This window comes from Winogradskya humida, assembly GCF_016862215.1.
In the GTDB taxonomy this organism is placed as follows: Bacteria; Actinomycetota; Actinomycetes; order Mycobacteriales; family Micromonosporaceae; genus Actinoplanes; species Actinoplanes humidus.
Genome location: NZ_BOMN01000059.1, coordinates 44,035 through 58,765, shown reverse-complemented (window position 1 = coordinate 58,765; position 14,731 = coordinate 44,035). Strand labels below are relative to the sequence as shown.

General features: G+C 69.8%; 16 protein-coding genes. 8 read left to right on the top strand and 8 right to left on the bottom strand.

Features of this window, described 5'->3' with window-relative positions; genetic code table 11:
* Positions 1 to 59 precede the first annotated feature (59 nt).
* Positions 60 to 356: a DUF4193 domain-containing protein gene (locus Ahu01nite_RS23690; protein WP_015624762.1), complete on the bottom strand. Its 297-nt coding sequence runs from the start codon at positions 354 to 356 to the stop codon at positions 60 to 62.
* Between the two features lie 370 nt (positions 357 to 726).
* Here Ahu01nite_RS23690 and Ahu01nite_RS23685 point away from each other — a divergent pair, with 370 nt between their 5' ends.
* Entirely contained in the window at positions 727 to 1,275 is a 549-nt protein-coding gene (locus tag Ahu01nite_RS23685) for a LytR C-terminal domain-containing protein (protein WP_203838791.1), read from the top strand.
* A gap of 71 nt (positions 1,276 to 1,346) precedes the next feature.
* Here the strand turns inward: Ahu01nite_RS23685 and Ahu01nite_RS23680 are convergent, their stop codons facing one another.
* A complete protein-coding gene (locus Ahu01nite_RS23680; RefSeq protein ID WP_203838790.1) occupies positions 1,347 to 2,162 on the bottom strand; it encodes an inositol monophosphatase family protein in 816 nt (271 codons plus the stop codon).
* A gap of 255 nt (positions 2,163 to 2,417) precedes the next feature.
* Between Ahu01nite_RS23680 and Ahu01nite_RS23675 the strand changes: the two genes are divergently transcribed.
* Positions 2,418 to 3,962 carry an RNA polymerase sigma factor gene (locus Ahu01nite_RS23675; protein ID WP_203838789.1) on the top strand — a complete coding sequence of 515 codons (1,545 nt, stop codon included), beginning with the start codon at positions 2,418 to 2,420 and terminating at the stop codon, positions 3,960 to 3,962.
* 403 nt (positions 3,963 to 4,365) lie between these two features.
* Positions 4,366 to 4,605: a DUF7455 domain-containing protein gene (locus Ahu01nite_RS23670; protein WP_026205883.1), complete on the top strand. Its 240-nt coding sequence runs from the start codon at positions 4,366 to 4,368 to the stop codon at positions 4,603 to 4,605.
* A gap of 189 nt (positions 4,606 to 4,794) precedes the next feature.
* Here the strand turns inward: Ahu01nite_RS23670 and Ahu01nite_RS23665 are convergent, their stop codons facing one another.
* From Ahu01nite_RS23665 to Ahu01nite_RS23650, 4 genes are all read right to left on the bottom strand, one after another.
* Positions 4,795 to 5,409 (bottom strand): transglycosylase domain-containing protein, encoded by a 615-nt coding sequence (locus Ahu01nite_RS23665; protein ID WP_203838788.1) that lies wholly within the window; start codon positions 5,407 to 5,409, stop codon positions 4,795 to 4,797.
* Between the two features lie 124 nt (positions 5,410 to 5,533).
* A complete protein-coding gene (locus tag Ahu01nite_RS23660) occupies positions 5,534 to 7,261 on the bottom strand; it encodes a DEAD/DEAH box helicase (protein ID WP_203838787.1) in 1,728 nt (575 codons plus the stop codon).
* 201 nt (positions 7,262 to 7,462) lie between these two features.
* A complete protein-coding gene (locus Ahu01nite_RS23655) occupies positions 7,463 to 8,077 on the bottom strand; it encodes a trimeric intracellular cation channel family protein (protein WP_203838786.1) in 615 nt (204 codons plus the stop codon).
* 30 nt (positions 8,078 to 8,107) lie between these two features.
* Positions 8,108 to 8,326 carry a DUF3039 domain-containing protein gene (locus Ahu01nite_RS23650; RefSeq protein WP_203838785.1) on the bottom strand — a complete coding sequence of 73 codons (219 nt, stop codon included), beginning with the start codon at positions 8,324 to 8,326 and terminating at the stop codon, positions 8,108 to 8,110.
* A gap of 170 nt (positions 8,327 to 8,496) precedes the next feature.
* On the opposite strand from Ahu01nite_RS23650, the gene Ahu01nite_RS23645 reads away from it, so the two are divergent.
* Positions 8,497 to 9,444, top strand: a complete 948-nt coding sequence (locus Ahu01nite_RS23645) for a pseudouridine-5'-phosphate glycosidase (RefSeq protein ID WP_203838820.1) — start codon at positions 8,497 to 8,499, stop codon at positions 9,442 to 9,444.
* On the top strand, positions 9,441 to 10,316 hold the full coding sequence (locus Ahu01nite_RS23640) for a carbohydrate kinase family protein (RefSeq protein ID WP_203838784.1): 876 nt from the start codon (positions 9,441 to 9,443) through the stop codon (positions 10,314 to 10,316). Before Ahu01nite_RS23645 ends, Ahu01nite_RS23640 begins: the two co-directional genes overlap by 4 nt.
* A 2-nt stretch (positions 10,317 to 10,318) precedes the next feature.
* On the opposite strand, the gene Ahu01nite_RS23635 is transcribed toward Ahu01nite_RS23640, so the two are convergent.
* On the bottom strand, positions 10,319 to 10,675 hold the full coding sequence (locus tag Ahu01nite_RS23635; protein ID WP_203838821.1) for a DUF3099 domain-containing protein: 357 nt from the start codon (positions 10,673 to 10,675) through the stop codon (positions 10,319 to 10,321).
* Positions 10,676 to 10,782: 107 nt separating this feature from the next.
* On the opposite strand from Ahu01nite_RS23635, the gene Ahu01nite_RS23630 reads away from it, so the two are divergent.
* Positions 10,783 to 13,140, top strand: a complete 2,358-nt coding sequence (locus Ahu01nite_RS23630) for a putative bifunctional diguanylate cyclase/phosphodiesterase (protein ID WP_203838783.1) — start codon at positions 10,783 to 10,785, stop codon at positions 13,138 to 13,140.
* On the opposite strand, the gene Ahu01nite_RS23625 is transcribed toward Ahu01nite_RS23630, so the two are convergent.
* Positions 13,109 to 13,681: an HhH-GPD-type base excision DNA repair protein gene (locus Ahu01nite_RS23625; protein WP_203838782.1), complete on the bottom strand. Its 573-nt coding sequence runs from the start codon at positions 13,679 to 13,681 to the stop codon at positions 13,109 to 13,111. The two genes, Ahu01nite_RS23630 and Ahu01nite_RS23625, sit on opposite strands and share 32 nt — an antisense overlap.
* A 151-nt stretch (positions 13,682 to 13,832) precedes the next feature.
* Between Ahu01nite_RS23625 and Ahu01nite_RS23620 the strand changes: the two genes are divergently transcribed.
* Both Ahu01nite_RS23620 and Ahu01nite_RS23615 read left to right on the top strand, forming a co-directional pair.
* Positions 13,833 to 14,144, top strand: coding sequence for an antitoxin VbhA family protein (locus Ahu01nite_RS23620; protein WP_203838781.1), 312 nt, complete (start codon positions 13,833 to 13,835; stop codon positions 14,142 to 14,144).
* On the top strand, positions 14,141 to 14,689 hold the full coding sequence (locus tag Ahu01nite_RS23615; protein WP_203838780.1) for a Fic/DOC family protein: 549 nt from the start codon (positions 14,141 to 14,143) through the stop codon (positions 14,687 to 14,689). Before Ahu01nite_RS23620 ends, Ahu01nite_RS23615 begins: the two co-directional genes overlap by 4 nt.
* Positions 14,690 to 14,731: the final 42 nt, after the last annotated feature.

Below are 14,731 nucleotides of genomic sequence, written 5' to 3'. Positions count from 1 at the left end.
GTTGACACGACGCCCGGCCGTCGGCGACGGCCGGGTAGGACATTGCCGAGACGCGCCGGTCAGGCACACTCTCGGCAGATCAGTTCCCCGTTGCGTTCCGCGGCCAGCTGGCTGCGGTGATGCACGAGGAAACAGCGAGCACAGCGGAATTCATCGGTCTGCATCGGCAGGACCTTGACGGTGAGCTCTTCATCGGCCAGGTCGGCGCCGGGGAGCTCGAAGCTCTCCGCCACCTCTACCTCGTCGACGTCCACTGCGCCCGACTGCGAGTCGGCGCGGCGGGCCTTGAGTTCCTCGAGGCTGTCCTCGCCGAGGTCGACCTCATCGCGACGCGGAGCGTCGTAGTCGGTGGCCATCGGTTTTCACTCTCCTGTATCGATGTGTCACTTGGCGTAAGTAACGCCCGCGACGGCGTTTCGGTTCCCGTTCCGACGGACTTTTCTCCCCAGCCCGATCAGCAAGGAACGATCATCCGCCGAGGCGCCCCCACCCCCTCGTGAAACTGCCCCGGCAGACGCGGCACGTTACCTCCCTCGTGGGAGGGTTGTACGCCCAGTGGCAGCCAATTGTTCCCGATGTGACTGAGGCGACATCAAAGTAGGGGCACATGGCCGTGGATCATCGTCGGCGCGCCGGAGTCTTTCCCTGTTTCCGCGCACCCGGCGGCCTCACGCTAACCTCACCCGAGACCGCGTCCCTCGAACGAATCCCGGGAGTGCCTGCACCATGAGCTTTGCGCGCGTCCGAGCCCTCGTGGTGGTCGGCGTCCTGGCCGTCGCCGCCGTGGTCTTCGTCGTAGTCGCGCTGGTGCGCGACACCCAGGGCGGAGCGGTGGCCTCCGGTGGCTGCCCCGACGGCTCCGTGATGGCCAACGTGACCCTGCCCGACGATCCCCAGGGCGTCACGGTCAAGGTCCTGAACGGCACCGACCAGCCGGGTCTCGCCGACAACGTCACCAACGAGTTCAAGAACCGCCGGTTCAAGACCCAGAAGCCCGACGAGGCGAAGAAGAAGGTCGACGGCGTCGCGGTCATGACGTACGGGCCGGAGGCGGTCGGTTCGGCGTGGCTGCTGCGGGCGTACTTCCTGAACCAGGCCGACACGCAGTACGACGCGAAGCGCAAGGGCACGGTCGTCGACATCGCGATCGGCAGCCAGTTCCAGCAGCTCGCCACGACCACCGAGGTCAACCAGTCGCTCGTCGAGCTCGGTGAGCCGGTCCTGCCGCCGGGCGCGTGCGCGGCACCGGCCAAGAAGGACGACAAGGACTCCTGAGCTCCCGCGTGACAATGCCCGCCGATTTTTTCAACCGGCGGGCATTGTCGTCTAGCGGGTTTTACGGCGTTTTACGGACCGCCCGATGCGTCCAGCTTGCTGAGGGCGTCATGCAACGCCGGGAACAGGGCTGACGGCGCCGCTACGAGCATTTCCGAGCTCGCCGCAGCACCATCCAGTCCGGACACGGTCAGGCCCGCCTCCGTGGCAACCAGGCCGCCCGCAGCGTGGTCCCAGGGGTTCAGGCCCTTCTCGTAGTACGCGTCGAGCATGCCCTCCGCCGCCATGCACAGGTCGAGCGAGGCCGCACCGAACCGGCGGATGTCGCGCACCTGCGTGATGAGCCCGGCCAGCACCGCACCCTGATGTGCCCGGCGCGCCGCGTCATAGCCGAAGCCCGTGCCCACCAGCGCCTGGTCCAGCGTGGTGCGAGCCGACCCGCCGAGCCGCCGGCCGTCACGCCAGGCACCACCGCCCAGCGTCGCCGTCCACTCCTCGCCGGTGGCCGCATTGTGCACCACGCCGGCCACCACTGTGCCCTCGACCTCGGCGGCCAGCGAGACGGCGTACTGCGGGAGGCCGTACAGGTAGTTCACCGTGCCGTCGATCGGGTCGAGGATCCAGCGGACCGCGCCCGTCGCGGTGGTGTCGCCGTACTCCTCGCCGAGCACGCCGTCGCCGGGCCGCTCGACCCGCAGCGCCTCGACAACCTGACGCTCGACAGCCTTGTCCGCGGCCGTGACCACATCGGTATCAGTGCTCTTCGTCTGCACATCGGTGATCGCCTCAGCGCGCATCCGCCGGGCGGTCGCAGCCGCCTCCCGCGCTGTTCGCACCGCGATCACCAGCAGCTCATCCGGTGTTGGTACCCCGGGGTTCTCAGCCACTACACACCACCCTCTCAGCAGTTACCATTCTTTCGCACCGGCGCCCGAAGGGAGGTCGGCGACCCCTCGCGGCGCGCTGCGGCGGGAGGATCTCGCTCGACGGCGCTACAATTCACCCCTGCCCACGCTTCACGGACGACCGCCTGCAAGCCAGTCCGCGTTCCGGGGGCTCCCACACCACACCGGCCAGCCTTGTTTAGCCCTGTGCTGCGCTGGGCCCATGGCCGTGTTTCATCGCCCTCCGGAAGGTCATTCGTGACAGAAGCCCACCAGACCGGTGCCGACGTTCGCTCTCTCACCGAGGCCCTGATCGCCCACGCGCAGGGTGCGGGTGGGCAGGTCACGTCGGCGCAGGTCGTGCAGACGGTCGAGGCCGCCGAGGTGACTCCGGCCCAGGCCAAGAAGATCCTGCGCGCCCTCGTGGACGCGGGTGTCACGGTCATCGTCGACGGCTCGGCGAGCACCACGCGCCGCCGGGTCTCCGCCGCGCGCGCCGCGACCCCCGCCTCGAAGGCCACCACCGCCAAGGCGACCCGCGCCCCGGCCGCCAAGAAGGCCGCCCCCGCGGCGCCCAAGCCGGCCGACGGCACCGCCGCCGGCCCGGCCAAGAAGGCCGCGGTCGCCAAGAAGACCGCCGGCCCGGCGAAGAAGGCAGGCCCCGCCAAGGCCGCCAAGCCGGGCGAGGCCCCCGCCGACGGCGAGGAGATCGATCCCGAGGAGCTCGCCGCCGGCATCGAGGATGTCGTCGTGGAGGAGCCGGCCGCCATGGTCCAGGCCGCCGCCACCGACGCCGCCAGCTCGGCGACCGACGGCGACTTCGAGTGGGACGACGAGGAGTCCGAGGCCCTCAAGCAGGCGCGTCGCGACGCCGAGCTGACCGCGTCCGCCGACTCGGTCCGCGCCTACCTCAAGCAGATCGGCAAGGTCCCGCTGCTCAACGCGGAGCAGGAGGTCGAGCTCGCCAAGCGGATCGAGGCCGGCCTCTACGCCGCTGAGCGCCTCCGCGCCGTCGAGGAGGGCGAGGAGAAGCTCGAGCGCAACTTCGAGCGTGACCTGCGCTGGATCGGCCGCGACGGCGAGCGCGCCAAGAACCACCTGCTCGAGGCCAACCTGCGCCTCGTGGTCTCGCTGGCCAAGCGCTACACCGGCCGCGGGATGGCGTTCCTGGACCTCATCCAGGAGGGCAACCTGGGCCTGATCCGTGCCGTCGAGAAGTTCGACTACACCAAGGGCTACAAGTTCTCGACCTACGCCACGTGGTGGATCCGCCAGGCCATCACCCGCGCCATGGCCGACCAGGCCCGCACCATCCGCATCCCGGTGCACATGGTCGAGGTCATCAACAAGCTCGGTCGCATCCAGCGTGAGCTGCTCCAGGATCTGGGCCGCGAGCCCACCCCGGAGGAGCTGGCCAAGGAGATGGACATCACTCCCGAGAAGGTGCTGGAGATCCAGCAGTACGCCCGGGAGCCCATCTCACTCGACCAGACCATCGGCGACGAGGGCGACAGCCAGCTCGGTGACTTCATCGAGGACTCCGAAGCGGTCGTGGCCGTCGACGCGGTCTCGTTCTCGCTCCTGCAGGACCAGCTCCAGCAGGTCCTCCAGACGCTCTCCGAGCGCGAGGCGGGCGTGGTCCGGCTGCGCTTCGGCCTGACCGACGGCCAGCCCCGCACCCTGGACGAGATCGGCCAGGTCTACGGCGTGACCCGCGAGCGGATCCGCCAGATCGAGTCCAAGACGATGTCCAAGCTGCGCCACCCGTCGCGCTCCCAGGTCCTGCGCGACTACCTGGACTGACCCACAGCGACACCGAAGCCCCCGTGCCGGCGACTGCCGGTGCGGGGGCTCAGTCGTGTCCAGGGCCGCGTGTGCGGGTCGTTTCGCACTCGACACGTACACCTTGATCAATACTGGATAACCGCCCAGCCCGTCAACATTACGTGCCCTTTTGGTCACTACCCGTACATCATCGAGTGGTGATCAGACCGTTGTGCAGAAGTGATCGTTGACGTGGCACCCTTGAGGGACGGCAGACTAGCCGTGTCCCGGCCTGATCGACGGGACAGGGCTCAGCTCGACCACGTGTGACTTGGGTCGCCTCAGGGCACTGTGGGAAGGCTGCAACGGCCAAGGGTGTTGCACGATGGGTGAACGGTAGCCGAGGAACATGTTCATCGGTGACGACCAGAGGAGGAAGGCGATGACCCCGACTCTCACGCCGCCGGCGGGAAGCGTGGCCGGAACAGCAGCCGATGAACGGTGCGACCGCTGCAATGCAGCAGGGAAGCTCCGTCTGACCTTGGCTGGCGGTGGCGAGCTGGTGTTCTGCGGACACCACGCCAACCGCTACGCCGAAGACCTGGTGAAGATCGCGGTCCAGTATGCGGCCGATCCCGAGTTCACCTGGCGCGGCGCGGACATGATGTCCAACTCTAACTAAAAACCCCCTGAACAGGCACCAAAGGGCGTCCCGGTGTGGGGACGCCCTTTCCCTGTGCCCAAAACGGCCCGACCACCCCGGCCCGGCCACCCCGGCCCGGGTGCCCGTCAGCTAGCCCGTGGCGCTGGCAACCGCCTCGCGCCGCCCGGCAACCCGCCCGCGGCGCCGGCAACCCGCCCGCGGCGGACGTCAGCCGGGGAAGGCGAGCCCGGTGCGATCGGCCGGGGTCAGCCAGCCGAGCTCGACCATGGTGTCCAGGATCTGGTTCCAGCCGGCCTTCGGCTCGGGCCGGTCCGGGTGGAGCTGCACCGCGAGCAACGCCGCCTCGGCGACGCTCAGTTGCGCGAGCGGCTTGGCGAAGTATGTCTGCGCGGCGGCGTCCAGGCCCACCGCGCCGCGGCCGTAGTCGGCCCTGCTGAGGTAGCCGTCCAGGATTTCCGTCTTGGTGTAGCTGGTCTCGGCCTTGTGGGCCATGATCCGGGTACGCAGGCCGGACTCCTTCTCGGCACCGAACCCGAGGACCACGTACCGCCGGGTGATCAGCGAGTCGCTTGCGGCGTAGAAGTCGGGGTCGATGGCGGCGACGAAGGGCTTCTCCACCAGAGGCGGCACCGAGGTCACCGGTGCCGCGGCGTTGCTCTCGATCAGGGGCACGCTGTCGTAGTAGTACGTGCCCGCGACCGTGCCGCCGGCCACCACCAGCAAAGCGATCGAGATGCCGATGGCCAGTCGTCGGCCGCGACGCCGTGCGGGCGGGGCAGAGACCGGTTCGTGGGGTGGCTGGGCCGTGTCGGCGAGAGTCATCGGGACACAGTAGGGGCGTGGCGCCCTCCCGGCCAACGCCGGCCTCGCGACCACCCCGGGATCCAGACCCAGCTTCCGCTGCGGTGATTCTTGCGGCGCTCAGCCTGGACGAGCACCTCAGGGGTCACAGGGTCTGGACGGTGGCGATGCGTTCTTCGAGCTGTTCGATGGTGGCCTGGGCCGAGGGCGGGCCTCCGCACAGGCGGCGCAGCTCGGCGTGGATCTTGCCGTGCGGGAGGTTGGTACGGTGGTGGTGGGCCGCGACCAGGGTGTTGAGCTGGCGGCGGAGGGCGGCACGGCGCTCGCCGGCGCTCATCGGGGCGACCGGCTCGCGCTGGGCGGGGACCGGGTCCGGGGTTAGGGCGGCGGCCCGTTTCTGGGCGGCGATCTGGTCGGACTGGCGCTTGGAGAGCAGCGTGGTGACCTGGTCGGGGCTCAGCAGGCCGGGAAGACCGAGATATTCCTCCTCCTCGGGGGTGCCCGTGCGGGCTCCGGTGCCGAAGGAGGTGCCGTCATAGATGACCTGGTCGAGCTCGGCGGTCGCGGAGAGCGCCTCGAAGCGTTTATCCAGCTCGCCCTCGGCGTCCTCGGCTCGCTGGGCCCGCTCGAGGAGGTCGTCGTCGAGGCCGTCCTTCTCCTTCGGTGCGCCGAGGATGTGGTCGCGCTGGGCTTCCATCTCGCTGGCGAGGCCGAGGAGGTGGGGGACGCTGGGGACGAAGACCGTGGCGGTTTCGCCGGTGCGGCGGGCTCGCACGAAGCGGCCGATGGCCTGCGCGAAGTAGAGCGGGGTGGAGGCGCTGGTGGCGTAGACGCCGACGGCGAGGCGGGGGATGTCGACGCCTTCCGACACCATGCGGACCGCGACCATCCAGCGTTGTTCGGATAGTGCGAATTCGGCGATTCGGGACGAGGATCCGTTGTCGTCGGAGAGGACCACAACAGCTTGCTCGCCGGAGATCTCCCCGATCAGCTTCGCGTACGCCCGGGCGGTCTGCTGGTCGCTGGCGATGATCAGGCCGCCGGCGTCGGTCATGCCGTGGGATCTGATCCGGGAGAGACGCGCATCGGCCGCACGCAGGACCTGGGGCATCCAGTCGCCGCGGTGGTCGAGGGCGGTGCGCCACGCCTGGGCGATCAGGTCCTTGGTCATCGGCTCGCCGAGGCGGGCGGCGAGCTCGTCACCCGCGCTGGTGCGCCAGCGGGTCTCGCCGGAGTAGGCCAGGAAGATGACCGGGCGCACAACGCCGTCGCTGAGGGCGTCGCTGTAGCCGTAGATCGAGTCGGAGCGGGAGCGCTGCAGGCCGTCCTGGCCGCGCTCGTACTCGACGAACGGGATCGGGTTGTCGTCGGAGCGGAACGGGGTGCCGGTCAGCATCAGGCGCCGCTCGGCCTCGTCGAACGCGTTCTTGACGCCGTCGCCCCAGCTGCGGGAGTCGCCCGCGTGGTGGATCTCGTCGAGGATGACCATGGTCGGGCGGGTCATCGTGCGGCGGCGGTGGACTGCGGGGGCCATGCCGACCTGCGCGTAGGTGATCACCGCGCCGTGGAAGTCGCGGGAGCTGTGGACGTCGGCGTTGCGGAACGACGCGTCGAGCTGGATGCCGACGCGGGCCGCCGCGGACGCCCACTGCGTTTTGAGGTGCTCGGTCGGGCAGACCACCGTGACCGCCTCGACGGTGCCGTCGTTGAGCAACTCCGCGGCGATGCGCAGGGCGAAGGTGGTCTTGCCCGCGCCGGGTGTCGCGACCGCCATGAAGTCGGGCGAGCGTCGGCGCAGGTACTTGACCAGGGCCTTGCGCTGCCAGTCACGCAGCGGTGGGAAGGTTTCCAGGTTCGGCAACGACGGACTCAAGCTGCGACGATCCCCTTCAACAGAGACCCCCGCAAGAAGCGCGGGGGCGGCCCTTCAACTGAGACCCCCGCAAAAACGCGGAGGCGGCCCCTTCAACAGAAACCCCCGCGAAAACGCGGAGGCGGCCCTTCAACAGAAAACCTCCGCGGGAAAGGCGCGGAGGCGACCCCCAGCATAACCAAATCGGGCCGCTACCCGGGGCTACGGCACGGCCACGGGAGCCGACCAACGGCGGTAGAGCGCGATCAGGCGTACCGATGTCATGCCGGCCGCAGCCGCCGCGAGAGTGACCATGTCGGCGACGTTGAGCCAGCTCAGGACGGTAACCGCGATGGCACCGCCGAGGGCGACTATCGCGTAGATGTCACGCTGCAGCACCGCCGGGATCTCGCCGGTGAGCAGATCCCGGGCCAGTCCACCGCCGATCGCAGTGAGCATTCCCACCAAGCAGGCGCCGACGGGTGGGACGCCGGCGGCGATGGCCTTGAGGGTGCCGGTGACCGTGAACAGGCCGAGGCCGGCCGCGTCGAGCAGCAGCACCGTGCGCCGGAGCCGGTTGAGCTGCGGGTGCAGCCAGAACACGGCGACCGACGCGAGCACGGCGGTGATCGCGTAACGCCAGTCGGCGAAGGCGAGCGGCGGCACCGCGCCGATCACGAGATCGCGCAGGATGCCGCCGCCCAGCGCCGCCACGAAACCGACGAACGCCACTCCGAACAGGTCGAGGCGTTTCGCGACCGCGGCGCTGGCGCCGGAGGCCGCGAAGACCGCCACCCCGATCAGGTCTGCGACGAGCAGACTGTAACTTCCCGTCACAGAACGTTACTCCTGGTCAGTGTTGCCCCATCAGTGCTGCATCGCCTCGTAGATTTCTTTGCAGGCCGGACACACCGGGGAGCCGGGCTTCGGTGTTTTGGTCACCGGGAATTTGTCCCCGCACAGCGCCACCACGTAGGTGCCCATGACCGCACTCTCCGCGATCTTTTCCTTGCGCACATAGTGGAACATCTCCGGCCCGGTGTCGGCGTCCTTCGTCTCCGGGCGCTCGAGGATCTGCGTGCTCACGGCATCTGCCTCTCGTCGTCAGTCTTCAGCAAGAATCGCACCGCGTGCCCCCCGGCCTGCGCGGCATAAGCTTCAACCAGCAAGTCTGACACCTCACGCCTGGTCGGTCCAACGACAAGGGCGCTCGGCGGGGCCGTACCGTTGCCATCGTGACCGATTCCACGCGGCAGTTGGGCCGCTTCAGCATCCGTTACGGCGAGCACGTGACCCGGGCACGCCGCGACGGACTTCCGGTGGTGGCGCTGGAGAGCACTATCGTCTCGCACGGCCTGCCCCGGCCGGACAACCTGCGTGTCGCACGCGAGATCGAGCAGACCGTGCGCGACAACGGCGCGGTGCCCGCCACGATCGGCATGATCGGCGGCGAGCTGATCGTGGGCCTCGAGGACGCCCAGATCGAGCACCTGGCGGGCGCGGACGGAGTGGCGAAACTCTCCGTGCGTGACCTCGCCCTCGGTGCCGCTACCGGGGCGGACGGCGCGACCACGGTTGCCGCCACGAGTGCCGTCGCTGCCGCGGCCGGGATCGGTGTCTTCGCCACCGGCGGGCTCGGCGGGGTGCACCGTGAGGCCAGCCACACCTTCGACGAATCGGCCGACCTCACCACGCTGTCGCGTACGCCCATCGTCGTGGTCTGTGCCGGGGTCAAGTCGATCCTCGACGTGGGCGCGACGCTGGAACGCATGGAGACGCTGGGCGTGGCGGTGGCCGGGTACGGCACCAGGCGCTTCCCGGGCTTCTTCATCACCGACGGCGGCCACGAGGTCGACTGGCAGCTCGACTCCCCCGCGCAGATCGCCGGCGTGATGGCGGCCCGGGCGGATCACGGCGTCGGCGCGGGCGCGCTGGTGCTGGGCAACCCGCTGCCGGTCGACGAGCAGCTCGACCCGGCGCTGCACGACGCGACGCTGGCCGAGGGGCTGGAGCTGCTGGCCCGCGACGGGATCACCGGCAAGGCCGTCACGCCGTTCCTGCTCGCGCACTTCCACAGCAGCACCGAGGGCAAGAGCCTCGAGGTCAACGTACGCATCATCCTGCGTAACGCGGCCCTCGCGGCCCAGATCGCGGTCGCCGCGACGCCCGCGCACGCGTCGCTCGGGTTCAGCCTGCCGGGATGAACGTCCTCGTAGTCGGCGATCTGGTCACCGACATCCTGGTGGAGCAGCGCGGGGAGATCACCGCGGGCTCCGACACGGACGCGCGGATCAGCATCGGCGGGGGCGGCCAGGCGGCGAACACCGCTGCCTGGCTGGCCCACGCCGGCGCTGCCCCCACGCTCATCGCCGCCGCCGGGGACGACCCGGCCGGGCGGGAGCGGGTCGCCGAGCTGGTCGCGGCCGGGGTGCGGTGCGCGGTCCGGCATCACGCGGGCACGGCGACCGGCAGTGTCGTGGTGCTCGCCGACGCCTCGGAACGCACGATGATCACCGATCGGGGCGCTTCGCTGCTGCTGGACCCCACGGATGTGCGGGACGCGGTCAAGGTCGCCCCGGACGCGGTTCACCTGCATCTGTCGGGCTATCCGCTGCTGCATGCCGGGTCGCGGCCGGGTGGGCTGGCCGCGCTGGATGCGGCCCGGGAGCGCGGGCTCACGACCAGCGTCGACGCGGCCTCGGCGGCTCCGCTGCGGTCGGCGGGGGATTTCCTCGAGCTCGTACGCGGAACCGACCTGCTCCTGTGCAACGCCGATGAGGCGGCGGCGCTGGCCGGGGAGGGATCAGCGGCGGAGCAGGCAAGAGTGCTCACCGCCTTCGCCCGGAACGTCGTGATCAAGCTTGGGCCCGACGGCGCCGTGTGGCGAACGCAGGACGGGGAGCTGCGGTTGTCCGGCGCCCAGCGCGTACATGCCAAAGATCCGACCGGTGCTGGTGACGCCTTCGCAGCTGGCCTGCTCAACGCCTGGCTGAGGGGTTCTGAGCCGGAAGCCGCCCTCCTGGCCGGCGCCGCACTGGGCGCGGCGGCCGTGCAGAAGGTCGGCGCGAGACCCTAGGGCTAAGGCTCGACGTCGATCGTGCGGTGCTGGATCTCTTCTTCCTCGCTGTGCTTCTCCAGCATGGGCTGGGTGGTGTGCTGAGGCTGCGGGGCGGCGGGGTTCTCGCGGCTCTTGGGCGGGCGGTCGTTCGCGATCAGGACGGCCATCCAGGGCAGGAGGACCATGCCGAGCGCGCAGAGGATCAACCAGACCGGGAGCAGTGGGGGCTGGATGCTGATCAGGACCGCGCCCAGGATCAGGCAGAGCGAACGGATGCCCATCATCGTGACGTAACGGATCTGCCGGGTGCGGAGCTGGTCACCTTGGCTGCGGGCGGCGTCGGTGATCAGGACTGGCCGCTCCGGCTGCTTCTTCACGTTCCTCATCCTTGCACCGTGGTCACCAGGTCGGCCACTATCGACGCAGCGGTCCGGATGGAGCGTAAACCGGTTCATTCGCGCGCTGCCCGACCGATCATGGAGGCGTGCGGGTCTCGAAGCGGCGACGGTGGGCGGGTCTCGCCCTGGTCATCGTCGTGTTGTTCGCCGGGCTCGTCACCACCGGCGTGGTCACCCGCAACGCCGAGCGGGCCGAGCAGCGCTACGCCGCGCAGCTCATGGACCGCTACACCAGCGATCTGAGCAGGGCCATCTCGACCGAGATCCAGCGGTACGGCGACACGCTCGCCGACGTGGCCACCGCGCTCGGCGCCCAGAGCGACCTCAACGCCGACGACTTCGGCTGGATCACCACGCGGGTGAGCACCCGGCGGCTCCCCGGCGCGACGTCACTCAGCTTCGTGGTCACCGCGCCGGACTCCGGAGTCGCCGCGCTGGAGGACTACTGGCGCGACAAGGGCGCCACCGATCTGCGCCTCAAGCCCTCCGGCAGCGACACGGAGCACGCGTTCATGGTGTTCGCCCGGTCGTTCGACGGCCAGCAGGTGGAGACCGGCTGGGACATGAGCGCCGTACCGCAGGCCGGCCAGGCACTGCACGACGCACGGACCATCGGCGGGCTCGCGGTCAGCCGGGCGTACGTGCTCGCCGCCGACCGCACCCTGCCCGCCGCCGAGCAACAGCTCTCGTTCACGCTCGCCGTGCCCGTCTACTTCCTCGGCGGCACGTTCCGAGGCTGGCTCACCATGGGCGTGCACGGGCGTGACCTGCTGGAATCGACGCTGCGGGCGCAGGCACACGACTCGGTCGCCGCCGAGCTCGTCGACCCGACCGGCGGCGCCGAGCTGATGGTCGCGGAGGTGGCCGGGCGCGACGTCGCAGCGCCGCCCGCTCTCGACCGGCTCACCTACATCGGTGCCGGGCTGCACACCTGGAAGCTGCGGGTGCACCCCACCGAGCGGCTGCTCCAGGAGACCGACCGCGGGATCGTCAGCACCACCTTCGTGGTCGCGATGCTGATCACCCTGCTCGCCACGGCCCTGGTCGGCCTGCTGGCGAACGCGCGTAACCGGGCCATGAGCAAGGTCGACGCGGCCACCGCGGCGCTGCGCAGCGACATCGCGCGGCGCCAGGAGGTCGAGACGAGGCTGCGGCAGCGCGAGCAGGAGCTGCGGCAGATGGCGTTGCACGACCCGCTCACCGGGCTGGCCAGCCGGGCCGGGCTCGACGCGCGGCTCGACGAGCTCGTCGGAACCCGGCCGGACCTGGCCCTGCTGCTCATCGACCTGGACGGGTTCAAGCTGGTCAACGACGCGTACGGGCACGCGGTCGGCGACGTCGTGCTGACCGGCTTCGCCGAGATCCTGCGCGGGGCGGTCCGGGAGTCGGACGTGGCCGCCCGGATCGGCGGGGACGAATTCGTGGTCCTGCTCACCGGCGTGTCCGAGGCCGAGGAGGCCTGCGCGACCGGCCGGCGCATCCTGGCAGCGGCGGCCGCCACGCCGGTCCGGGTCGGTGACGACCTCATCCAGGTACGCGCGAGCGTCGGTGTCACGACCACCCGGGACGCGGACAGGCCCAAGGAGCTGATGCGCCGCGCCGACATCGCGATGCGCCAGGCCAAACACCTCGGCACGCACGGCGTCAGCCTGCACGACCCCTCGATGATCGACCAGCGCCGCGCCGACGCCCAGCTCGGCGAGGAACTGGCCGACGCGGTCGCGAACGACGAGCTGACCGTGCTCTACCAGCCGCTCGTGGACCTGGCCGACGGCCGCCCGCTCGGCGTCGAGGCACTGGTCCGCTGGGAACACCCCTACCTCGGCACGGTCTCGCCCACCCGGTTCATCCCGATCGCCGAGCGCACCGGCGTGATCGGCGCCATCGGCATGGCGGTGCTCGAGACCGCCTGCCGCCAGCTGGTCGCCTGGGACGCCGGCCTCTACGTGAGCGTCAACCTCTCCCCCCGGCAACTGAGCGAGCCGTCGCTGGTGCAGGAGGTGCTGGCGGTGCTGACGCGTACGGGCATGGACCCGGCCAATCTCGTCCTGGAGATCACCGAATCCGCCCTGGTCGACGATCGGACCGCCATCGACATGCTCGCCGCCTTCCGCTCCCACGGCATCCGCATCGCCGTCGACGACTTCGGCACCGGCTACTCCTCCCTGCACTACCTGACCCGGCTCCCGATCGACATCCTGAAGATCGACCGCAGCTTCGTCGCCGAACTCAACGGCACCCCCGAGGGCGCCGGCATCGCGGACGCCATCCTGCGCCTGAGCCAGGCCCTGCACCTCACCACCGTCGCCGAGGGCATCGAAACCACCGCCCAGGCCGCTGAGCTGCGAGAACTCGGCTGCGTCATCGGCCAGGGCTACCTGTTCGCCAAGCCCCTCCCTGCCGACGAGGTCCTCAGCGTGCTGCTGCCTTCATCTCCTTCTTGAAAGCCCGCACCTTCCCCAGCGACTCGGCGTCGACGATGTCCGCAACCGAGCGGTGGGAGCCTTCCTCGCCATATGCCCCGGCCGCTTCGCGCCAGCCGGAGGGCTGCACGCCGTACTGCTTGCCAAGGAGCGCCGCGAAGATCTGCGACTTCTGCTTGCCGAAGCCCGGGAGTGCTGCGATCCGCTTGACCAGCTCTTTGCCGTCCGTGGCGTCCTGCCAGAGATTGGCGGCCTCACCGTCGTAGGTGCCGACCAGCACGCGGCAGACTTCCTGGACACGGCCCGCCATCGCCTTGGGAAAACGGTGCAGGGCTGGGGGCTCCGCGAAGATCGCGATCAGCGCTTCGGGGTCATAGGCGGCGAGCTCTTCCGCGGTGGGTGCATGGCCGAGGCGCTGCGCCAGCACGTACGGCGAACTGAACGCCTTCTCCAGCGGAATCTGCTGGTCAAGCACCATCCCGACCAGCAGCGCCAGCGGATCCCGATCCAGCAGCGCGTTGGCCTCAGCAGCGATAGGCAATGAAAACGTCACACCAGCCATCTTGCTACTGCAACCACACCCGGGTCTCGTACGAGGAGAAGAAATCCGACGTCAGCCTGGCGGTTCAGATGGTGGAGGATGCCGCGCTGAACGCGTTTGATCACGCCCGTTCGCGCAGGCAAAGGTGTACATCTTCTTGTACCATTGGCTCATGAGTGTTCTCGGTGTCGCAGAGGCTCGTAAGCAGCTGCCCGACCTCCTGGCCGGGTTCAGTCGCGGCTCGGCGGAGTCCGTGTTCCTCGGGGCCCACCGCAAGGCGGTCGGTGTGCTCATGCCGGTTCGGGTGTACGAGGAGCTGCGCAGCGAGCGCGACCGGGCTGTCGACGACTCGGTCGGGTCGTTGCGGGCCGAAGGGCTGGAGCCGTCCTCGGTGGCTACCGAGCTGGCCGGGCTGTTCTCGCAGGGGCGGATCACCGCGGGGCAGATGGAAGCGATGCTGCTGGCCTATCACCGCGTCGGGTGACCGAGGCGAACAAACTTGGCATAACGTCCGCGGTGGCGCTCAGCCGGGCTGAAGCTGACCTGAGCCTCGCCGCGCTGCTGCGCCTGTCGGTGCAGCCTCTTCCCGGCGGCTACGACCTCGATCACCTGCGGGAGTTCCACCGGCAGATCTTCGGGGCGATCTATCCGTGGGCCGGGCAGCTGCGCACGGTGGACATCGCGCGGACCCCACAGGACCTGTTCTGCCACTGGCGTTTCATCGAGTCGTACGCCGCAGGTGTCTTCGGTGCTCTCGCCGCTGATGGCCGTTTGAGGGGGCTGGGCCGGGAGGCGTTCGTGGCGCGCCTGGCGCACTACTACGGCGAGATCAACGCCATCCATCCGTTCCGGGACGGCAACGGCCGGGCGCAGCGTGCTTTTCTCGGGCAGTTGGCCAGGGAGGCGGGATGGCGGGTCGCGTGGAGTGAGCTCGACGCGGCGGAGAACGACGCGGCGTCGGCGGCTGCGCTGCACGGTGACATCGGCCCGCTGGTCGCGATGCTGGACGACATGGTCCGGGCGCGCTGAAAACGTCGGGCCGGCGGGTGGAAGGCATGGTCCGGGCGCGCT

Excerpts from the sequence above, each read along its gene's own strand:
- Ahu01nite_RS23690 (WP_015624762.1), bottom strand. The coding sequence starts at position 356 with ATGGCCACCGACTACGACGCTCCGCGTCGCGATGAGGTCGACCTCGGC.
- Ahu01nite_RS23685 (WP_203838791.1), top strand. The coding sequence starts at position 727 with ATGAGCTTTGCGCGCGTCCGAGCCCTCGTGGTGGTCGGCGTCCTGGCC.
- Ahu01nite_RS23670 (WP_026205883.1), top strand. The coding sequence starts at position 4,366 with ATGACCCCGACTCTCACGCCGCCGGCGGGAAGCGTGGCCGGAACAGCA.
- Ahu01nite_RS23665 (WP_203838788.1), bottom strand. The coding sequence starts at position 5,409 with ATGACTCTCGCCGACACGGCCCAGCCACCCCACGAACCGGTCTCTGCC.
- Ahu01nite_RS23640 (WP_203838784.1), top strand. The coding sequence starts at position 9,441 with ATGAACGTCCTCGTAGTCGGCGATCTGGTCACCGACATCCTGGTGGAG.
- Ahu01nite_RS23625 (WP_203838782.1), bottom strand. The coding sequence starts at position 13,681 with ATGGCTGGTGTGACGTTTTCATTGCCTATCGCTGCTGAGGCCAACGCG.
- Ahu01nite_RS23620 (WP_203838781.1), top strand. The coding sequence starts at position 13,833 with ATGAGTGTTCTCGGTGTCGCAGAGGCTCGTAAGCAGCTGCCCGACCTC.